Genomic DNA, 20,664 nt, shown 5'->3' on the forward strand with positions numbered 1-20,664 from the left:
GCGCATGCGTCGGCCGGGTTTTTTGTGCGCGTGCCGCCCGACTGCGTCGTCGCCTCAGCGCAATGGCGACAGCGCGGCCATCGTGCGGCGCAACAGCGCACGCGCGCGATGGTTCTCGTCTGTCGCACGTCTGTCGCACGCGCGTGCGCCGCCGCGCACGCGGGTAGACTGCGGCCATGACCGACACGCCCGCGCCGCCAATGCCCGCCGAACCCCGCGCCGACGCCGTGGCGCGCAGCATCCGCGACGCCTTCGAGGACTACCACGCGCGCTTCGCGCAGATCAGCCGCCGCGCCCGCCGCCGCTTCGAGAGCCGCGACTGGAACGCCGCGCGCAACGACGCGGTCGAGCGCATCGCGCTGTACGACCAGTGCATCGACGAATGCATGCTGCGCCTGCGCACGCTGCTGCTCGGCCAGACCCACGACCGCACGCTGTGGGCGCAGGTGCGCGACAGCTTCGCCGCGCAACTGCACGGGCTGATCGACCAGGAGCTGTACAAGACTTTCTACAACACCCTGACCCGGCGCTTCTTCCGTACCCAGGGCGTGGATGCGCGGATCGAGTTCGTGGCGTTGGACATCGAGCCCACCGACGCGATCACCCATCCGGTGGCGCGGCACAACTACGTGGTCTCCGAGACGCGACCGGTGGATGCGTTCGTGCGCGTGCTCGGCGACTACCCGTTCGACGTGCCGTACGCGCACCGCACCCGCTGTGCCGCGGCCATCGCGGTGCGCCTGCAGGACGACCTGGCGCACTGGGGCGAGCAACCGGTGCGCGGCATCGAGCTGCTGGAGACGGTGTTCTACCGCGAGCGCCGCGCCTACCTGGTCGGCCGCGTGTTCGGCGAACACCGCTTCTCGCCGTGCGTGATCGCGCTGGTCAACGACGCCGACGGCCTGCGTGCCGAGGCGGTGCTGACCAGGCGCAACGACGTGGCGCAGCTGTTCGGCATCTCGCGCAGCTATTTCCAGGCCGACCTGGCCACCGTCGGCGACGCGGTGGTGTTCCTGCGCAGCCTGCTGCCGCACAAGCCGATCGACGAGCTGTACACCATGCTCGGCCGCGCCAAGCAGGGCAAGACCGAGCGCTTCCGCACCTTCTTCCGCCACTTCCAGGCCCAGCCCAACGAGCAACTGGTGCACGCCGACGGCACGCCGGGCATGGTCATGGCGGTGTTCACCCTGCCCAGCTACCCGCTGGTGTTCAAGCTGATCCGCGACCGCTTCGCCTACCCGAAGACGATGAGCCGCGAGCAGGTCGAGGACAAGTACGCGCTGGTGTTCAACCTGGACCGCGTCGGCCGCCTGCTCGACGCGCAGCCCTACCGTTCGCTGCGCTTCCCGCGCGCGCGCTTCGCGCCGGCGCTGCTCGCCGAACTGCTGCAAGGTTGCGCGCGCAGCCTGCGCGAGGATGGCGACGATCTGATCTTCGAGCTGTGCTACGTGCAGCGGCGGCTGCGCCCGCTGAACCTGTACCTGCGCGAGCAGACCGCCGAGGCGGCGCGCGAGGCGGCGCTGGACTATGCGCAGGCGATCAAGGACATGGCGCGCAACAACATCTTCCCCGGCGACATGCTGCTGAAGAACTTCGGCGTGTCGCGGCAAGGGCGCGCCGTGTTCTACGACTACGACGAACTGTGCCTGGTCACCGATTGCACCTTCCGCGACTGGCCGCAGCCGCGCAACGACGAGGAAGCCATGTCCGCCGAACCCTGGTTCCACGTCGCCGCGCGCGACGTGTTCCCGGAGCGCTTCGCGCTGTTCATGGGGTTGCCCGCCGCGTCGCTGGAGGCGGTCAAGCGCGCGCACGGCGAACTGTTCGACCCGCAATGGTGGCGCGAGCTGCAGGCGCGGCTGCGCGAGGACGACTATCCGGACGCGCCGCCGTATCCGGAATCGCTGCGCCTGGCCTGACCTGCCGGCCTGACTTGTCTGTGTCAGCCGGCTGCGTTGTAATCGGCGCCTCATCCATGCAAAGGACAGCGCGATGCACCGCAAGTCAGGAATCTCGATGTGGCGTTGGGGCGGCCTGCTGTTGGCGTTGTTCGCCGCCACCGCGTTCGCCGCCGGCGCCGGGCCGGGCGCGGTGCGCAAGCAGGTCGAAAACAGCCTGCTGGTGACCGGCAAGATCGACATCGAGCCCGACGGCGCGGTCTCGGCGCTGGCGATCGATCGGGAAGACAGGTTGCCCGAGGGCGTGATCCGCTTCGTGCGCGATTCGGTGAAACAGTGGAAATTCGAGCCGGCGCTGCGCGACGGCAAGCCGGTGCCGGCGCGCGCGCCGATGACGCTGCGCATCGTGGCCAAGCGCCAGCAGGGCGACAGCTATCAGGTGGAGATCCGCCATGCCAGCTTCGCCACCTACGATCCCAAGGATCCGCGCGCGGTGACGTCGCTGAAGATGGCGCCGCCGTCCTATCCGGAAGCGGCGTACCGGGTGGGCGCGTCGGGCTCGGCGTACCTGGTGCTCAAGGTGGCGCGCGACGGCAGCGTCGCCGATGCCGCGGTCGAGCAGGTCAATCTGCGCATCGTCGGCTCGGAGAGCGAGATGAAGAAGCTGCGCGAGATCTTCGCCCAGAGCGCACTGGCGGCGGCGCGCAAGTGGACGTTCCGCCCGCCGACCGAAGGCGAGGACGTGTCGAAGCCGTACTGGGCGGTGCGCGTTCCGGTCAACTATTCGCTGCGCGACCAGCCCAACGAAGGCATGGACAGCAGCTACGGGCATTGGATCAGCTATGTCCCCGGTCCGCGCGCGCGGGCGCCCTGGGACACCGGCAAGGACGCGTCGGGTTTCTCGCCCGACACGCTGTCGGCCGGCGGCGTGTACATGGTCGACAACAACGGCCCGCGCCTGCTGACGCCGCTGCAGCAGGGCGGCTGAACGCGCCGGGCGGCGCTCCCGGCGCCGGTGTCCGGTTTCGATGGAACATGCCCCGCGTCGCGGGGCGTTTTCCTGCAGCGCCGAGAGCTACCTGGTGGTCGCAGCGATCGCGCGATGGCGAGTGCTGGCATACAGCACCGCGACCAGGATCCCAGCCAGCACCAGCGACGCGCCGACAGTGCCCAGATCCAGTCCGCCCTGCGCCGTCGGCTTGGTCAGCAGATCGCCGAGCGTAGCGCCGAACGGTCGGGTCAGCACGAAGGCGGCCCAGAACAGCGCCACGCGGTCGATGCGGGTGAACGCGCCGGCCAGCGCGATCGCAGCCAGCGTCGCCCCGATCAGCGATGCGCCGCCGAGGAAGCCCAGCCCCGAGTCGTCGGCGAGGTAATCGCCCAGCGCGGTGCCGAGGGTGTTGGAGAACAGGATCGCCACCCAATAGAAGACTTCCGCGCGGCCGCCATCGATCCGCTCGACCGACAGGCTGCGTTCGCTCAGCCACCACGCGCCGAGGGTCAATGCCAGGCCGACGCTCAGGAGCAGCGCGCCCTGCGCATAGCCCAGCCCCAGGCTGCGATCCATGTAGTCCGACACGGTGGTGCCGGCGGTGCTGGTGGTCAGGATCACCCACCAGTACAGCCACGGGCGGAAACGGCGCGCGCGCAACTGCGCCCACAGCGACAGCGCGAACACGCCGAGCAGCACGGCGCTGCTGAGCGCATAGCCGATCTCCCACGTCATCGACAGCAGGTCGCCAGCGGTCTCGCCGAGCGTGGTGGCGCAGATCTTCATCGCCCAGAACGCCAGGGTGACCGGTGCGACTTTGGCGACAGTGGACTGCATGGGGCGGCACGCCGGATCGGGACCGGGCCAGCATCGCCAGCGGCATGTCGAAAACCGGTCGGATCGCGCGATGCCGGAGCGCCGCGGCCGCGGCTCGCGCAGATGGCCCCGCACAAACGCAGACGCCCCGCCGAAGCGGGGCGTCCAGGTCGCGCCGGCGCTGGACTCAGCGCTTCATCGAACCGAAGAACTCGTCGTTGGACTTGGTGTTCTTCATCTTGTCCAGCAGGAATTCCATCGCCGCGATCTCGTCCATCGGATGCAGCAGCTTGCGCAGGATCCAGATCTTCTGCAGCAGCTCCGGCTCGATCAGCAGGTCTTCGCGGCGGGTGCCGGAACGATTGATGTCGATCGCCGGGTACACGCGCTTCTCGGCGATACGGCGGTTCAGGTGCACTTCGCTGTTGCCGGTGCCCTTGAACTCTTCGTAGATCACCTCGTCCATCTTGCTGCCGGTTTCCACCAGCGCCGTGGCGATGATGGTCAGCGAGCCGCCTTCCTCGACGTTGCGCGCCGCGCCGAAGAAACGCTTCGGGCGGTGCAGCGCATTGGCGTCCACGCCGCCGCTGAGCACCTTGCCGGAGGACGGCACCACGTTGTTGTAGGCGCGGGCCAGGCGGGTGATCGAGTCGAGCAGGATCACCACGTCCTTCTTGTGCTCGACCAGGCGCTTGGCGCGCTCGATCACCATCTCGGCGACCTGCACGTGGCGCGCGGCCGGTTCGTCGAAGGTGGAGGAGATGACCTCGCCGCGCACGGTGCGCTGCATTTCGGTCACTTCTTCCGGCCGCTCGTCGATCAGCAGCACGATCATGTGCACGTCGGGATGGTTGGTGGTGATCGCCGTGGCCACCTGCTGCATCAGCATGGTCTTGCCGGCCTTGGGCGGGGACACGATCAGCGCGCGCTGGCCCTTGCCCTGCGGCGCCATCAGATCGAGGATGCGCCCGGAAATGTCTTCCGAGGAACCGTTGCCGCGTTCCAGGGTGAAGCGCTTGCGCGGGAACAGCGCGGTCAGGTTCTCGAACAGGACCTTGTTCTTGCTCGCTTCCAGCGGCTCGCCGTTGATCGTGTCGACGATCGACAGCGCGAAGTAGCGTTCGCCGTCCTTCGGGAAGCGGATGCGGCCGGACAGGTGGTCGCCGGTGCGCAGGTTGAAGCGGCGGATCTGGCTGGGCGAGATGTAGGTGTCGTCCGGGCCGGCCAGGTAGCTGGCCTCGGCCGCGCGCAGGAAGCCGAAGCCGTCCGGCAGGATTTCCAGCACGCCGTCGGCGGCGACGCCTTCGCCGTGGCGGGTCAGCACCTTCAGCAGCGCGAAGATCACGTCCTGCTTGCGCGCGCGGGCCACGCCGTCCTGGATGTTGAGCTGCTCGGCGATGTCCAGCAGCTTCTGCGCCGGCATCCGCTTCAGGTCGCTCAGCGAGTAGATCGGGAAGCCTTCCGGCACGTTGGCGTGCGGGCGCGGCACGAACACTTCGTTGGCGCCGTTGTCGTTGGGCAGGCCGTTGTCCGGAAAGCGACCGCCGCCACCACCACCGCCACCGCCACCACCGTTGCGATCGCGATCGCGGCGATTGCGGAAGCGGTCGCGGCGATTGCCCTGCTGGTTGTTCTGGTTGTTCTGGTTCTGCGGATTCTGGTTGTTGAAGCGCGGGTTGCCGCCTTCGCGCGGCTCGCCGCCGTCGTTCTGGTTGCCGCCGCCCTGGCCCTGGGCATCGCCGCCGGAGGCGGGAGCGGGCTGGGACTGGGGCTGGGGCTGGGACTGCTGCGACGGGGCCTGCGCGTGTTCCTGCGGCGCGGCGCGCTCCTGGCGTTCCTGGCGTTCCTGCGGCGCCGGACGCGGCGCGTCGGCCTGGGCCGGCGCCGGGTTCAGCGGCAGATTCGGCTGCGCCGGCGCGCCGTGCTCGGCTCCGCCGTCAGCGCCGGCGACGGCCTTGCTGACACGCGGCTTGCGCGCGCGCTTCTCGGCGGGGGCGTCGACGCTCCCGGGTTCGGTGGTGGTGTTATCGGACAAGTGGTGATTCCTCGCTATGAGTGCGAGCGCCCAGCGTGGGGGCAAACGGGTTGGGAAGGGGTCTAGAAGAGAATCTTCCAGAGGGGGTGCGGTGCGCGAATGCCACCGGATGCGCCGACACTATCATCGCCACGCAACCACGGCAAGCAGGCGTTACCGGGCGATTCAGCCGGCCGGCAGCGTCGCTGCAGGCCGGTATCACAGCGGCCGCTCCGATCCGGAACGGCCGGCGACAGACTCAGGCCGCGGCGCCGCCCAGGGTCTTGTCGATCATCTGGGTCAGCTGGCCCTTGCCGACCGCGCCGATCTGGGTGGCCTGGACCTTGCCGTCCTTGAACAGCAGCAGCATCGGGATCGAGCGCACGTGGTACTTGATCGCGGTGGCGCGGTTCTCGTCCACGTTGACCTTGGCCACCTTGAGCTTGCCGTCGTAGGTGTCGGCCAGGTCGTCCAGCACCGGGGCGATCATCTTGCACGGGCCGCACCATTCCGCCCAGAAGTCCACCAGGACCGGCTCGCCGGATTGCAGCACGGCGGTATCGAAATCGGCGTCGCCGACGTGTAGGACCTTATCGCTCACTAGGGGTATCTCCTGGGCCAATGCGACCGGCCGGACCGGGTGGCCGCCGCATTGCGGTAAACTGGGGCATTGCGCGGCGAAATCAAGGGATTCCCCCTGTCGCGCGACCCGGCATGGAAGTAGCCAGTGTGCGACGCTGCCGGGGCCGATGCAAGCCGCGACCTTACGCTTCGGGCGGGGTGGCCTGACGAAGATGGAATGATGAGCGACAAACCGCTGACCGATGTGACTTTTTCCGCGTTCGAGCTGCAACCGGCGCTGCTGGCCGGCCTCGAAGGCGCCGGCTTCACCCGCTGCACGCCGATCCAGGCGCTGACCCTGCCGGTGGCCCTGCCGGGCCGCGACGTGGCCGGCCAGGCCCAGACCGGCACCGGCAAGACCCTGGCGTTCCTGGTGACGGTGATGAACCGCCTGCTCAGCCGCCCGGCGCTGGCCGACCGCAAGCCCGAGGATCCGCGCGCGCTGATCCTGGCCCCGACCCGCGAACTGGCGATCCAGATCCACAAGGACGCGGTCAAGTTCGGCGCCGACCTGGGCCTGCGCTTCGCGCTGGTCTACGGCGGCGTGGACTACGACAAGCAGCGCGAACTGCTGCAGCAGGGCGTGGACGTGATCATCGCCACCCCGGGGCGGCTGATCGACTACGTCAAGCAGCACAAAGTGGTGTCGCTGCACGCTTGCGAGATCTGCGTGCTCGACGAAGCCGACCGCATGTTCGACCTGGGCTTCATCAAGGACATCCGCTTCCTGCTGCGGCGCATGCCCGAGCGCGGCACCCGGCAGACCCTGCTGTTCTCGGCCACGCTCAGCCACCGCGTGCTGGAGCTGGCCTACGAGCACATGAACGAGCCGGAAAAGCTCGTGGTCGAGACCGAGAGCATCACCGCCGCGCGCGTGCGCCAGCGCATCTACTTCCCCTCCGACGAGGAGAAGCTGACCCTGCTGCTGGGCCTGCTGTCGCGCAGCGAGGGCGCGCGCACCATGGTGTTCGTCAACACCAAGGCCTTCGTCGAACGCGTGGCGCGTTCGCTGGAGCGCAACGGCTACCGGGTCGGCGTGCTGTCCGGCGACGTGCCGCAGAAGAAGCGCGAGACCCTGCTCAACCGCTTCCAGAAGGGCCAGCTGGAGATCCTGGTCGCCACCGACGTGGCCGCGCGCGGCCTGCACATCGACGGCGTCAAGTACGTCTACAACTACGACCTGCCGTTCGACGCCGAAGACTATGTGCACCGCATCGGCCGCACCGCGCGGCTGGGCGAGGAAGGCGACGCGATCAGCTTCGCCTGCGAGCGCTATGCGATGAGCCTGCCGGACATCGAGGCCTACATCGAGCAGAAGATCCCGGTCGAGCCGGTCACCGCCGAATTGCTGGTGGCGCTGCCGCGCACTCCGCGCGCTGTGGTCGAAGGCGAAGCGGTCGAGGTCGATGCGGATGCCGACGAGAGCATCGGCGACATCTTCCGCGAGGCGCGTGCGCAGCGCGAGGCCGACGAACAGCGTCGCGGCGGCGGCAGCAGCCGCGGCAAGCCTGGCGGCGGCCGCAGCGGTCCTGGCGGTGCCGGCGGCCGCGGCGAAGCGCGCGGTGCCGACGGCAAGCCGCGGCGCCCGCGTACTCCGCGCCCGGCCGACGCCGCGGCAGCGCCCGCAGCCGTTGCGGAAGCGCCGGCTGCGGGCGCCACCGAGGCGGCCGCAGTGGTCGCGGCGCCCACGCCCAAGCCGGCCCGCCCCGCCGTCGACGGCGCGCCTGCGGCGGACGGCGAGCGCGCGCCGCGCAAGCGCCGGCGTCGTCGCGGCGGCCGTCCGCTGGAAGGCGCCGAGGGTGCGGCGACTGCCACCGTCGCGACCAGCGACGCGCCGGCCAAGCCGGTGCAGGTCAGGGCCGCGCGCCAGGGCGAGCGCGCCGCCGCGCCGGCCGCCGCGGCGAACGATTCGTTCCTGACCCGCCTCGGCCGCAAGCTGCGTTCGCTGGTCTCCAGCTCCTGATGAACCGGTCCTCCACCGTTCGCGGCGCGCGCACGGTGGACGAAAACCCGGGCCGCTCCGGCATAATCGCCGGATGAGCGTTCTGCGGTTCGACAATGTCAGCAAACAGTACGCCGGTGGCCACGAGGCGCTGGTGGACGTCAGCTTCCAGGTGGAGGAGGGCGAGATGCTGTTCGTCACCGGCCATTCCGGGGCGGGCAAGAGCACCTTGCTCAAGTTGATCCACCTCAGCGAGCGCCCGTCGCGCGGTGCGGTGCTGTTCGGCGAGCGCAACCTGCTGAAGGTGCGCGGGCGGCGCGTGCCGCTGCACCGGCGCGAGGTCGGCGTCGTGTACCAGGACCACCGCCTGCTGATGGACCGCAGCATCGCCGAGAACGTGGCGCTGCCGCTGATCCTGCGCGGCACCCGCCGCGCCGAGATCGGCAAGCGCGTGCGTTCGGTGCTGGAGCGGATGGGCCTGGGCCATCGCGAGAAGGCGCTGCCGTCGCAGCTGTCGGCCGGCGAGCAGCAGCGCGTCGGCATCGCCCGGGCGATGGTCGCCGAACCGCGCCTGCTGGTCGCCGACGAGCCCACCGGCAACCTCGACCCGACCCTGGCCGCCGAGATCATGCAACTGTTCGCCGAATTGCCGGCGCGCGGCACCAGCGTGCTGGTGGTCAGCCACGACCTGGCGCTGCTCAAGCAGATGCGCAAGCGTGTGCTGATTCTGGACCACGGCCGCCTGGCCGACGACATCTCCCCGCAGGACCTGGCCGAATGAGCGCACGCAATGCCGGCGGCGCCGCCGCGCCCTCGCGCCTGGGCGTGTGGTGGGACCACCACCTGCACAGCATCGTCTACAGCCTCGGCCGGGCCATGCGCAAGCCGTGGGCGACGCTGCTGACGATGGCGGTGATGGCCCTGGCCCTGGCGTTGCCGCTGGGGCTGTCGATCGCGCTGGACAACCTCAAGCAGTTCGCCGGCAGCGTGCAGCAGTCGCGCGACATCAACGTGTTCCTGAAGACCGACATCGATGCCGCCGCGGCCAACGCGCTGGCCGCGACCCTGCGCGGCCGCGCCGACGTCGCCGCGGTGGCGCTGCGCACGCCCGAGCAGGGCATGGCCGAGCTGCGCGACAGCGCCGGGCTCGGCGAGGCGCTGGACGCGCTCGACGACAACCCGCTGCCGACGCTGCTGATCGTCACCCCGGCCGCGGCCGACGACGCGCAGCTGGCCGCCTCGCTGAGCGCGCTGCCGCAGGCCGACCTGGTCCAGCACGACGCGTTGTGGCGCAAGCGCCTGGACGGCTGGCTGCGCTTCGGCGAGCGCCTGGTACAGGTGCTGTCGGTGCTGCTCGGCGCCGGCGCGGCCTTGGTGGTCGGCAACACCGTGCGCCTGGACATCCAGTCGCGACGCGAGGAAATCGGCGTGCTGCAGTTGCTCGGCGCCAGCGACGGTTTCATCCGCCGCCCGTTCCTGTACCTGGGCGCCTGGTACGGCTTCGGCGCCGGGGTGCTGGCGCTGGGCCTGATCGCCGCTTCCGGGCTGGCGCTGGGGCCGCCGCTGGCGGAACTGGCCGACAGCTACGGCAGCCATTTCGCACTGCACGGGCTGGACGCCTTGCACTCGGCGTTCGTGCTGCTCGGCACCCTGCTGCTGGGCTGGCTCGGCGCCTGGCTGGTGACCGGCCACTTCCTGCGCCAGACGCGTCCCACCGATACCTGAGGCGCGCATGTCCCGGCACGAGCTCAAGCACCTGATCAGCGACGCCCCGCGGGTGATGGTCGTGGACGGCTCCAAGCTGGTGCGCAAGCTGATCGCCGACGTGCTGCACCGCGAGCTGCCGGATGTGGAAGTGGTCGGCTGCGCCAGCATCGCCGAGGCGCGCGCCGCGCTGGAGGCCGGCCCGGTGAACCTGGTCACCACCTCGCTGGCGCTGCCCGACGGCGACGGCCTGGCCCTGGCGCGCAGCGTGCGCGAGGCCGCCGGCCAGGCCTACGTGCCGGTGATCGTGGTCTCCGGCGATGCGCAGCAGCACCTGGTCGAACGCCGCTTCACCGAATACGTCACCGACTACTTCGACAAGGCGCTGGGCCACGAGGCGCTGGCGACCTTCATCCGCGGCTACGTGCAACCGCAGCCGGTGGTCGGCGCCACCATCCTCTATGTCGAGGACAGCCGCGTGGTGGCCGAGGCGACCAAGCGCATGCTCGAGCGGCAGGAGTTGCACGTGGTGCACGTGCTGACCGCCGAGGACGCGTTCGCGCTGCTCACCGCCGAATCGCTGGGCCGCACCACCCGCCGCATCGACCTGGTGCTGACCGACGTCACCCTGAAGGGCGAACTCAACGGCCGCGACGTGGTGCAGCGCATCCGCATCGACTTCGCCTACGGCAAGCGGCGCATGCCGGTGCTGGTGATGACCGGCGACAGCAATCCGCACAACCAGTCCGAACTGCTGCGCGCCGGCGCCAACGATCTGGTGCAGAAGCCGATCGAGGAGCGCCTGCTGGTCACCAAGGTGCTGTTCCAGCTGCGCCTGGCCAAGCTCAACGACACTGCCGTGACCTTCTGACCGATCTGCCGAACCTGCATGAGTAGCGAAGACGACACCCGGATCCAACTTGAACCCTCGTGGAAGGCGCGGGTCGGCGACTGGCTGCTGCGCCCGGAGATGCGCGAGCTCGCCGCGTTCCTGCGCCAGCGCAAGGCCGCCGGCGCACGCGTGTTCCCGCCCGGGCGGCAGATCTTCGCCGCGTTCGACGCGACCCCGTTCGACCAGGTCGAGGTGGTGATCCTCGGCCAGGATCCGTACCACGGCTACGGCCAGGCGCACGGGCTGTGCTTCTCGGTGCTGCCCGGGGTGCCGGTGCCGCCGTCGCTGCTGAACATCTACAAGGAGATCGAGGACGACCTGGGCATCCGCCGTCCCGATCACGGCTGCCTGTTGCCGTGGGCGCAGCGCGGCGTGCTGCTGCTCAACGCGGTGCTGACGGTCGAGGAAGGCCGCGCCGGCGCGCACCAGGGCAAGGGCTGGGAGGGCTTCACCGACCACGTCGTGGAGACCTTGAACCGCGAGCGCGAAGGCCTGGTGTTCCTGCTGTGGGGCAGCTATGCCCAGGCCAAGGGCAAGGTCATCGACACCCGCCGCCACCGCGTGCTGAAGGCGCCGCATCCCTCGCCGCTGTCGGCGCACCGCGGCTTCCTGGGCTGCAAGCATTTCTCCGCGGCCAACGAGTACCTGCGTCGCCGCGGCGCCACGCCGATCGACTGGAGCCTGCCGCCGCGCGCGGCGCTGGACCCGGCCTTGGCCGGCGGCTGAACCGTGGTTCGACGGCGTCGCCCGGAGCGCGCCGCGTGTACGCAAATTTCGCAGCCCGGGTGCTAGTTTTGGCGCTCGTAAGCGGTTACGCCCGTCTTTCCCAGCGTTCCAGTGGCTTCTGTCACAGTCCGTTTCCTGATTCGAATGTTCCATAAACGGAACGCAGGAACTTTTTACTGTACCCAGCAGTCTAGTTAGTTGACTGCTAAGATGAGCCCTATGAGCCAGACCATACCTGCCACCGCGCTGGTGGCCAACAACCTCCCGATCCCCAGTCCGCTCGGTTCGCTGGATGCCTATATCGGCGCCGTGCACCAGATCCCGGTGCTGACGTCCGAAGAGGAACGCGCGCTGGCGGTGCGCTACCGCGACCAGGAAGACCTGGATGCGGCGCGCGAACTGGTGCACTCCCATCTGCGCTTCGTGGTCCACGTCGCCCGCGGCTACAACGGCTACGGCCTGCCGCTGGGCGACCTGATCCAGGAAGGCAACATCGGCCTGATGAAGGCGGTCAAGCGCTTCGACCCGGAAATGGGCGTGCGCCTGGTCAGCTTCGCGGTGCACTGGATCCGTGCCGAGATGCACGAGTACATCCTGAAGAACTGGCGCATCGTCAAGGTCGCCACGACCAAGGCGCAGCGCAAGCTGTTCTTCAACCTGCGCAAGTCCAAGACCCGCCTGGGCTGGATGAACGCGGCGGAAGTGACCGCGGTCGCCAAGGACCTCAACGTGTCCGAGCGCGAGGTGCTGGAGATGGAGTCGCGCCTGTCCGGCCGCGACATCGGCTTCGATGCGCCGTCCGACGACGACGACGACCATGCGCCGCCGTCGCCGGCCGCCTACCTGATGGCTGCCGAGGAAGATCCCTCGCAGGCCTACGAGCGCGCCGACAGCGAGGACAACCAGCTGCAGCTGCTGCGCGAAGGCCTGGCCGAACTGGATGCGCGTTCGCGCGACATCATCAAGCGCCGCTGGCTGGATGCCGACAGCAAGATCACGCTGCAGGAGCTGGCCGACGAGTACGGCGTGTCGGCCGAGCGCATCCGCCAGATCGAAGCCAACGCGCTGAAGAAGATGAAGGCGTTGTTCGTGGCGTGAGTGGTGCGCCCAGCTGCGGATGATCGATCCGCCAAGCAAGAAGGCCCGGTTTTCCGGGCCTTTTTCGTTGCGCCAACGCGAGCGAAGACCGGCGCTGGCGAGCCGCATTGCGGCCGCCAGGGTTGCGGGTTACGGCTCCGGCGGCGGCCGCGCCACCGGCAGGTGCCAGCCATAGCGGATCGCCATGAAGCGCAGGCCGAAGCACAGCGTGGCGCCGATCGCCAATCCCCAGGGCTGCGGCAGGTGCAGCGCGTGCGCCGCGGCGACCACGCCGCCGCCGAGCAAGGCCGCCACCGCGTACAGCTCGGCCTGCAGCACCACCGGCGTGCGCGCCACCAGCAGGTCGCGGACGATGCCGCCGCCGATGCCGCTGAGCATGCCGAGCAGGGTCGCGCTGAGCGGACCCAGGCCGAACGCCAGCGCCTTGCTGGTGCCGTACACCGCGAACAGCGCCAGGCCGAGCGCGTCGAAGATCTGCACCGGGTTGCGCAGGCGCTCGACCGTGTTGTGGCTGTAGAAGGTCAGCAGCCCGGCCAGGCAGGCGACGCCGAGGTAGCGCGCGTCGCCGAGCGCAGCCGGCGGGGTGGCGCCGATCAGCACGTCGCGGGCGATGCCGCCGGAGACCGCGGCCGCGCACGACAGCACCAGCACGCCGAACAGGTCCAGGCGGTGGCGCACGCCGACGGTGGCGCCGCTGATCGCGAACACGAAGGTGCCGAGCAGGTCGAGCAGGAACAGAAAGGTCGCCAAGACGGCACTGCGCAGCGGCAAAGGGCGGCTAGGATCGCAGCCCCGCCGCAGGGTGTCACGCGGCCGCTGGCGGTTCCGCTGGCGCGGGCGCAGGCTCGGCCGGGCGTTCGTCGTCGCCGAGGATGATGCGCGCCGCGCGCTGGTAGCTCCAGTACGCCCAGGCCCAGTTGAGCAGCACCACCAGGCGGTTGCGGAAGCCGATCAGGAAGAACACGTGCGCCGCCAGCCAGAACCACCAGGCCAGCAGGCCGGACAGCTGCAGGCGGCCCAGGTGCACGATCGCGGCCATGCGCCCGATGGTGGCCAGGTTGCCGTAGTCGGCATAGCGGAACGGCGCGTCGCCGGGTTCGCCGCGCAGCCGTTTCGACAGATTTTCGGCGACGTGCCGGCCCATCTGCTTGGCCGCCGGCGCCACCCCGGGCACCGGCTTGCCGTCGGCCTGCTGCAGGGCGGCCAGGTCGCCGGCCACGAACACTTCCGGATGCCCGGGGATGCTCAGGTCCGGCTGCACCTGCACGCGGCCGCTGCGGTCCAGCGGCACGTCCAGGGTCCGCGCCAGCGGCGAGGCGGCCACGCCGGCGGCCCAGACCACGGTGCGTGCGGGCACGAAGGTACTGCCCAGTCGATAGCCGCTGGCGTCGATGTCGGCCACCGGCACGCCGGTCAGCACTTCCACGCCGAGCTTTTCCAACTGCCGTTGCGCCTTGGCCGACAGCCGCTCCGGGAACGAGGCGAGCACGCGCGGGCCGGCTTCGATCAGCCGCACCTTGGCCTCGGCGGGATCGATGCGGCGGAATTCGTGCTTGAGCGTATGCCGCGCGATCTCGGCCAGGGTGCCGGCCAGTTCCACCCCGGTCGGGCCGCCGCCGACGATGGCGAAGCTGAGCCAGGCCGCGCGCGCGGCGGGGTCGCTCTCGGCTTCGGCGCGTTCGAACGCCAGCAGCAGGTGGCGGCGCAGGTGCAGCGCGTCGTCCAGGGTCTTCAGGCCGGGCGCGTGCCTGGCCCATTCGTCGTGGCCGAAGTAGGCATGGGTGGCGCCGGTGGCGACCAGCAGGTAGTCGTAGTCCAGCGTCTCGCCGCCGGCCAGCTGCACCTGCCGTGCCTGCTTGTCCAGGCGCACCACTTCGCCCAGGCGCACTTCCACGTTGTCCTGCTTGCGCAGGATCTGCCGCAGCGGCGCGGCGATGTCCGGCGACGACAGGCCGGCGGTGGCGACCTGGTACAGCAGCGGCTGGAACAGGTGGTGGTTGCGGCGGTCGATCAGGGTGATGCGCAGCGGCGCCTTGGCCAGCGCGCGCGTGGCCCACAGCCCGGCGAAACCGCCGCCGACCACGATCAGGTGCGGCACGGGCGGGCTAGCCATGCAGGACTCCAGGGACAGGCAAAGACGAGGCGCAAGCGGCTGTCGGCACGCTGGCGACGGCTGCGGACGCTGCACGCACGCGGTGCGGCGCGGCGCCGTGATGCACGCAGCGGTCGAGGCGCCGTGCAGGAACTGGGGGCTGGAACGGCATGGCCCTATAGTAGCGCGATGGCAGGCGCAGGCAGGGATGCGGAGGGCGCGTGGAGATGCGAGCGACAGCAACGGATCGGCCTCTGGTTTCGCCCGCGGCAACGCCGTCGCGGGTGGGCGGCCTGCTGTTCGCGCTGAAGACCCGCGTGCTGCAACTGCGCCGCGCGCTGCGCGATCTGCGCGGCGGGCCGCGCCGGCATCGCCGCGATGCGGGACTGCCGATCGCCGCCGCGGCGGTGTCCGAGTCGGTCACCGCGCTATGGCCGGAGTCGGAGGAGACCTCGCCGCTGCTGGTCGCCGGCAAGATCCACAACCTGCGCGTGGCCGCGCGTGCGCTGCACGGGATCGAAGTGCCGGCCGGCGCCACCTTCAGTTTCTGGCGGCAGCTGGGCCGGGCCACGCGCCGGCGCGGCTTCGCCGCCGGGCGCGAACTGCGCGAAGGCTGCCTGGTGCCGTCGATCGGCGGCGGCCTGTGCCAGTTGTCCAATGCGATCTACGACGCGGCGTTGCGCCAGGGCCTGGAGATCGTCGAGCGGCATCGGCATACCCAGGTGATCGCCGGCTCGCTGGCCGAGCGCGACCGCGACGCGGTGGTGTTCTGGAACTACGTGGATCTGCGCCTGCGCGCGGAGTCGGCATGGCGCCTGGAAGTGTGGCTGGATGGCGATGACCTGCACGTGCGCATCCTCGGCGGCGCGCCGGCCGTCGCCGCGTTGCCGTTGCTGCCGCTGCGGCGCGCGCCGGCAGCGACGGCGGCGAACGACTGCACGCGTTGCGGCCGCGAGGAATGCCATCGGCATGTGCCGGCGAGCGCGCAGGGCCTCCGCCGCACCTGGCTGGTGGACGAGGACTGGCCGGAATTCGCCGACGACCGCCGGCGCCGCATGCAGCCGGGCGATCGGGTGCTGGCGCTGCGCCGGAGCAGCGTCGCCGCGGTGCAGGCGGCGTTGCTGCAACGCTGGTGGCTGCGCCGCGGGCTGCCGTTGCCGCAGGTGCGGCAGCGCGCGCAGCGCATCCGCCTGCGCGCGCTGCAGCGCCTGCTCGGCGCGCAGGATGTCGAACTGGTGGTGCCGCAGAGCCTGTTGCCGGGCCTGTGGCTGGCCGGCGAACTGCAGGGCCGGCGCTGGGACGTGTGCATGACCGCGCTGCCGATGCACCTGCTGCAGGCGCGCCTGGACGTGGCGGCGCAGCGCCATCCCGACAGCGCCACGCTGCGCGATTTCCGCGCCGATCCGCGGCTGGTCGAGGCCGAGCGCGCGGCGCTGGCGCAGGCGCGGCACTGGATCACCCCGCATCGCGAGCTATTGGCGTTGGCCGGCAGCCGCGGCATCGCCTTGCAATGGCGGCAGCCGTTGCCGCCCGCAGCGCCATCGCCCAGCGGCGATGGCGCTGCCGCGCAGGTGCTGCTGGCGGCGTCGGCGCTGGCGCGCAAGGGGGCGTTCGAACTGCGCGAGGCGTTGCGCGGTTTGCCGGTGCAGTTGCTGTTGCCGCCAGGCGCGCAGGAGACGCCGCAGTTCTGGAGCGGTTTCGATGTGCGCCGGGTCGCGTCGATGGCCGCGGGCGTGCAGGCGGCCGCGGTGGTGGTGCTGCCGGCCTGGGTCGAGCAACAGCCGCGTGGCGTGCTGCTGGCCTTGGCGCTGGGCAAGCCGGTGATCGCCACCGCCGCCTGCGGTCTGGGCGCTGACGACGGCGCGTGGCGCTGCGTGGAAGCCGGCGACAGTGCCGCGCTGCGCGCGCAGCTGGTCGCCGTGCTGGGCTTGCCGGGCTGAGACGGCGCGTCGCGAACGACGCGCTGTCTCAGTACAGATCCTGCGGATCCACATCCAGCGACCAGCGCACCCGCCGCGCCTGCGGCAGCGCATGGATCGCCGGCACCGCCGCGTCCAGCACCGCATGCAGCGCGCGCCGCGTCGGCGCCGACAACAGCAACTGGGTGCGCTGGAAACCGGCGCGGCGCGGCATCGGCGCCGGCATCGGCCCGAAACGCTGCACCTCGGCCTGCTCCGGCAGCAGCGCGCGCACCGCGCCGAGGAAGGCGTTGGCGTGTTCGACCTGCTTGGCTTCGGCGCGCAGCAGCGCCAGGTACGCGAACGGCGGGAAGCCGGCCGCCTCGCGCTGCGCCAGTTCGGCCTCGGCGAAGGCGTGGTAGCCGCCGTGCACCAGGGTCTCCAGCAGCGCATGGCCGGGATGGTGGGTCTGCAGCCACACCTCGCCCGGGCGCGCGGCGCGGCCGGCGCGGCCGGCGACCTGGATCAGCTGCTGCGCCAGTTTCTCGCTGGCGCGGAAGTCGGCCGAAAACAGGCCTTCGTCGATGCCGACCACCACCACCCGGGTCAGCTGCGGCAGGTCGTGGCCCTTGGCCAGGATCTGCGTGCCGACCAGGATGCCGGGCTGCGTGCCGAGCGTGGCCAGTTGCGTCTCCAGCGCATCGCGGCGCTGGGTGGTGCCGCGGTCGATGCGCAGCACCGGCACGTCGGGGAAGGCCTGCAGCAGGCGTTCTTCCAGGCGCTCGGTGCCGATGCCCTGCGGCTGCAGCGCCAGGCTGCCGCAATCCGGGCAGGCCAGCGGCGCCGGCTGCCGCGCGCCGCAGTGGTGGCATTGCAGGCGCCGGCCGCCGGCATGCACGGTCATCGGCGTGGCGTGCAGCGGGGTGCTGCAGCGCTGGCACGGCGCGGTCCAGCCGCAGTCGTGGCACAGCAGCACCGGCGCGTAGCCGCGGCGGTTCTTGAACACCAGCACCTGGCCGCCGTCGGCCAGCGCGCTGCCGATGCCGGCCAAGACCTCCGGCGACAGGCCGTCCTGCAGCGGCCGCTTGCGCACGTCGAGCACGCGGACCGTCGGCGGCCGCGCATCGCCGGCGCGGCGGGTCAGGCGCAGGTGCGCGTAGCGGCCGCTGGCGGCGTTGTGCAGGCTTTCCAGCGACGGCGTGGCGCTGCCGAGCAGCACCGGCACGTCCAGCGCCTTGCCGCGCACCAGGGCGAAATCGCGGGCGTGGTAGCGGATGCCGTCCTGCTGCTTGTAGCTGCCGTCGTGTTCCTCGTCGATCACGATCAGCCCGGCCTGCGGCAGCGGCACGAACACCGCCGAACGGGTGCCGACCACCACCCGCGCCTCGCCGCGCCAGGCCGCAGCCCAGACCCGCGCGCGCTCGTTGTCGGTGAGTCCGGAATGCAGCGCGTGCACCGGCACGCCCAGGCGCGCGCGGAACCGCGCCAGGGTCTGCGGGGTCAGGCCGATCTCCGGCACCAGTACCAGCGCCTGGCGGCCGCGCGCCAGGCAGGCGGCGATGGCCTGCAGGTAGACCTCGGTCTTGCCGCTGCCGGTGACCCCGTCGAGCAGGAACGGGGCGAAGCCCGGGGCGGCGACGATGGCGTCGATCGCGGCCTGCTGTTCGTCGTTCGGGGTGGGGCCGGGCTGCGGCTGCGGTGCCGCGGTGCTGGCCGGCACCGCGATGCGTTCGGCGAAGTCGCGCTTGGCCAGGCTGCGCGCGGCGCTGCGCCAGTCGTCCATGGCCTGGTCCAGGCGGTCCTCGTCCAGCGGCGCGGCCCGCAGCAATTCGGCGAAGCGGTGCGGGCGGGTGCCGGGGCGGGCGCGGTGGCTGGCGCCGGCCTCGGTCAGGCGCCAGGCCCAGGCGTGGGTGTCGGGCAGCGCCTCGCCGCGGCGCAGGGTCACCGGCAGCGCGGTCGCCAGCACCTCGCCCAGCGGCGCATGGCTGTAGCGGGCCAGCCAGTGCAGCGAGTCGGCCAGCTCGCCATGCAGTAGCGGCACCGGGTCCAGCCAGGCCAGCGCCGCGCGCAGGCCCTCGCTGTCCTCGACCTGGCCGAGTGCGGCGACCACCCCGCTCAACTCGCGATTGCCGAACGGCACCCGCAGCCGGCGCCCGATGTCGCCAGCGCCGGCGGGCTCGCCAGGCGGCGGCAGGTAGTCGAACAGCTGCGGCAGCGGCAGCGGCAGGGCGACGCGGAGGGTGGCGGCAGGGGACGGCATCGGCGCTAGTTTAGCGGTGGGGACGGGGGCCAATGCCCCCTCGGCGGTGGTCGGCAGGGAGCGCCAGTTGCACGCGATAGCTGCTCGCAAAGTGATAAACAAGTCGTAAATAGCTGCCCCGCTTGGAGAATCGATTTTATCCACACCCGCTGTGGATAAAGCTGTGCATGAAAGGGATGCTCCACGCCGTGAAGACGGATTCACAAGCCTCTGCCACAAGTTGGACAAAAAAGCGCCAATCGGATAAATCCAATAAATAACAACAACTTGGCCGTGAAACATGGCTGCAACATGATTTCGCGGGGGCTTGACAGGAGGCGCCGCCCGCGCCTCCGGGGCGCTGTGCACAACCCGTCGGTGCGATCCGCCCGGCTGGCGCCTGAAGCAGCCGATCGGCGCGCCGTTGTCAAGCGCGCGGCGCGGCGGCGGCCTCGCTATCATCGCGCCGATGATGGAGTTCCGATGACCGCCGCGCCCCCCTCCGACGGCGCGGTCGCACCGCCCGCCCTGGCCGCCTTCCTGCGCGGCATCGAACGCCGCGCCGCGGTGCTGGCCGAGTTGCAGAGCGGCAGCGTCGAGCGCGGCGCGCCGGCGTTGGCCGCGGCGATGCGTGCGTTCCGCAGCCATGCCGCGACCCTGCCGATGGCCGACTGGCCGCTGCGCTTCTGGAAGCTGCTCGCCGCGGTGCCGTCGCTGCGCCAGGTCGCGACCGCCGCCGGCAGCGGCTGGCCCGCGCCGCTGGCGCACCTGGGCGCGTTGGGCGCCGCCGATCGCCTGGCGCTGCTGCTGCGGATCGTGGCCGGGCTGGACGAGCCGACCGCGGCGCAGGTCCTGAACCAATCCACCCAGGACTACCAGCAGGCGCTGGCGCGGGCCTGTCCGCGCGATGCCGGCGGGCGTCCGGACGCCGCCGGCTGGCGCGCGCTGGCCGACGCCGCCCAGCAGCACCTGCGCGAACTGCCGCCACAGCGGCTGCAGGCGCTGGCGCACCTGCGCGATGCGGCCATCGCCGGCGCGGCGCCCACGCCCGCGGCGACGCCGGCGGCGCCTGCTGCGGTCCGTCCGCGCCGTCGCGGCGGCGCGCGCGGGCTGACCCGGCCACGGCTGGCGGCCGCGGTCGTCGTGCTGGTGGCCCTGGCGCTGCTGGGGACGCTGTGGTGGGGGCGGGCGCCGTCGCGGCCTGCGGCGACGGACGCCGGCTCGAGCCTGGCGCTGGGCGATACCGGGCCGGTGCAGGTGGAGGAACTGCCGGCCGAGTCGGATGCGCCCACCGCGCCGCCGTTGCCGGCCGCCGCGCCGGCGCCGCTGCCGGAACCGGCGGTCTACGACCTGGACTTCTTCGCCTGGTACGCGGCGGGCGCGCCGCCGGCACGGATCGAGCGCAGCGCGCCGAGCGCGGAGGACCTCGCCGAAGCCGCCGCCGCCCAGGCCGCCACCGGCAGCGCCGCCCCGGCGGCGCCGGCCGCTGCCGCCGACCCGCCGCCGGCGCTGACCCCGGCGCAGTTGCGCGAGCGCCAGTCCGCCTGGGAGGCGCTGGACGCCACGGTGCAGGCGCGCCTGCGCCAGGTGGCCAGCGCCTTCGCCGGCTTGCCGGTGGAGCAGCAGCACACGCTGCGCGCGCAATTCGCCGCACTGGATGCGCTGGAGCGCCACGGCTGGTTGCTGGGACCGGAACTGGGCAGCGAATACTGGGCGTTGCAGCCGCTGTTCGG

General features: G+C 71.3%; 15 protein-coding genes and 1 pseudogene. 10 read left to right on the forward strand and 6 right to left on the reverse strand.

Going from position 1 to position 20,664, the window contains the following annotated elements; all coding sequences use genetic code 11:
- Positions 1 to 176: 176 nt before the first annotated feature.
- Both aceK and AB8810_RS03200 read left to right on the forward strand, forming a co-directional pair.
- The gene (gene aceK, locus AB8810_RS03195) at positions 177 to 1,919 is read left to right on the forward strand and encodes a bifunctional isocitrate dehydrogenase kinase/phosphatase (protein WP_179567770.1); all 1,743 of its coding nucleotides are present in this window, start codon (positions 177 to 179) and stop codon (positions 1,917 to 1,919) included.
- A 73-nt stretch (positions 1,920 to 1,992) separates the two neighbouring features.
- Positions 1,993 to 2,886: an energy transducer TonB gene (locus tag AB8810_RS03200; protein ID WP_369915540.1), complete on the forward strand. Its 894-nt coding sequence runs from the start codon at positions 1,993 to 1,995 to the stop codon at positions 2,884 to 2,886.
- An 87-nt stretch (positions 2,887 to 2,973) separates the two neighbouring features.
- Here AB8810_RS03200 and AB8810_RS03205 read toward each other — a convergent pair whose 3' ends face one another.
- The 3 genes from AB8810_RS03205 to trxA form a co-directional block, all read right to left on the reverse strand.
- Entirely contained in the window at positions 2,974 to 3,726 is a 753-nt protein-coding gene (locus tag AB8810_RS03205; RefSeq protein WP_369915541.1) for a hypothetical protein, read from the reverse strand.
- Positions 3,727 to 3,892: 166 nt separating this feature from the next.
- Entirely contained in the window at positions 3,893 to 5,740 is a 1,848-nt protein-coding gene (gene rho, locus AB8810_RS03210; RefSeq protein ID WP_369915542.1) for a transcription termination factor Rho, read from the reverse strand.
- 238 nt (positions 5,741 to 5,978) lie between these two features.
- Positions 5,979 to 6,320: a thioredoxin TrxA gene (gene trxA, locus AB8810_RS03215; RefSeq protein WP_003465432.1), complete on the reverse strand. Its 342-nt coding sequence runs from the start codon at positions 6,318 to 6,320 to the stop codon at positions 5,979 to 5,981.
- Positions 6,321 to 6,521: 201 nt separating this feature from the next.
- Between trxA and rhlB the strand changes: the two genes are divergently transcribed.
- From rhlB to rpoH, 6 genes are all read left to right on the forward strand, one after another.
- Positions 6,522 to 8,303 (forward strand): ATP-dependent RNA helicase RhlB, encoded by a 1,782-nt coding sequence (gene rhlB, locus AB8810_RS03220; protein ID WP_369915543.1) that lies wholly within the window; start codon positions 6,522 to 6,524, stop codon positions 8,301 to 8,303.
- A 73-nt stretch (positions 8,304 to 8,376) separates the two neighbouring features.
- Positions 8,377 to 9,063 (forward strand): cell division ATP-binding protein FtsE, encoded by a 687-nt coding sequence (gene ftsE / locus AB8810_RS03225; protein WP_047324490.1) that lies wholly within the window; start codon positions 8,377 to 8,379, stop codon positions 9,061 to 9,063.
- On the forward strand, positions 9,060 to 10,007 hold the full coding sequence (gene ftsX, locus AB8810_RS03230) for a permease-like cell division protein FtsX (protein WP_179567760.1): 948 nt from the start codon (positions 9,060 to 9,062) through the stop codon (positions 10,005 to 10,007). Before ftsE ends, ftsX begins: the two co-directional genes overlap by 4 nt.
- Before the next feature lie 7 nt (positions 10,008 to 10,014).
- The gene (locus AB8810_RS03235) at positions 10,015 to 10,857 is read left to right on the forward strand and encodes a response regulator (RefSeq protein WP_179567758.1); all 843 of its coding nucleotides are present in this window, start codon (positions 10,015 to 10,017) and stop codon (positions 10,855 to 10,857) included.
- Between the two features lie 18 nt (positions 10,858 to 10,875).
- Entirely contained in the window at positions 10,876 to 11,604 is a 729-nt protein-coding gene (ung, locus tag AB8810_RS03240; protein ID WP_191825120.1) for a uracil-DNA glycosylase, read from the forward strand.
- Positions 11,605 to 11,823: 219 nt separating this feature from the next.
- Positions 11,824 to 12,702 (forward strand): RNA polymerase sigma factor RpoH, encoded by an 879-nt coding sequence (rpoH, locus tag AB8810_RS03245; RefSeq protein ID WP_003469114.1) that lies wholly within the window; start codon positions 11,824 to 11,826, stop codon positions 12,700 to 12,702.
- A 129-nt stretch (positions 12,703 to 12,831) separates the two neighbouring features.
- Here the strand turns inward: rpoH and AB8810_RS03250 are convergent, their stop codons facing one another.
- Together AB8810_RS03250 and AB8810_RS03255 are read right to left on the reverse strand one after the other, a co-directional pair.
- Positions 12,832 to 13,452 (reverse strand): trimeric intracellular cation channel family protein, encoded by a 621-nt coding sequence (locus AB8810_RS03250; protein WP_191825121.1) that lies wholly within the window; start codon positions 13,450 to 13,452, stop codon positions 12,832 to 12,834.
- Between the two features lie 55 nt (positions 13,453 to 13,507).
- Entirely contained in the window at positions 13,508 to 14,815 is a 1,308-nt protein-coding gene (locus AB8810_RS03255; RefSeq protein ID WP_369915544.1) for an NAD(P)/FAD-dependent oxidoreductase, read from the reverse strand.
- A 263-nt stretch (positions 14,816 to 15,078) separates the two neighbouring features.
- Between AB8810_RS03255 and AB8810_RS03260 the strand changes: the two genes are divergently transcribed.
- Positions 15,079 to 16,734: a VanW family protein gene (locus AB8810_RS03260; RefSeq protein ID WP_369915545.1), complete on the forward strand. Its 1,656-nt coding sequence runs from the start codon at positions 15,079 to 15,081 to the stop codon at positions 16,732 to 16,734.
- 28 nt (positions 16,735 to 16,762) lie between these two features.
- Here the strand turns inward: AB8810_RS03260 and AB8810_RS03265 are convergent, their stop codons facing one another.
- Positions 16,763 to 18,952, reverse strand: coding sequence for a primosomal protein N' (locus AB8810_RS03265; RefSeq protein ID WP_369915546.1), 2,190 nt, complete (start codon positions 18,950 to 18,952; stop codon positions 16,763 to 16,765).
- Positions 18,953 to 19,414: 462 nt separating this feature from the next.
- On the opposite strand from AB8810_RS03265, the pseudogene AB8810_RS03270 reads away from it, so the two are divergent.
- Positions 19,415 to 20,428, forward strand: a pseudogene (locus tag AB8810_RS03270) (hypothetical protein); the annotation flags it as partial.
- Positions 20,429 to 20,664 lie beyond the last annotated feature (236 nt).

Source organism: Xanthomonas sp. NCPPB 3005 (assembly GCF_041228095.2).
Taxonomy (GTDB): domain Bacteria; phylum Pseudomonadota; class Gammaproteobacteria; order Xanthomonadales; family Xanthomonadaceae; genus Xanthomonas_A; species Xanthomonas_A bonasiae.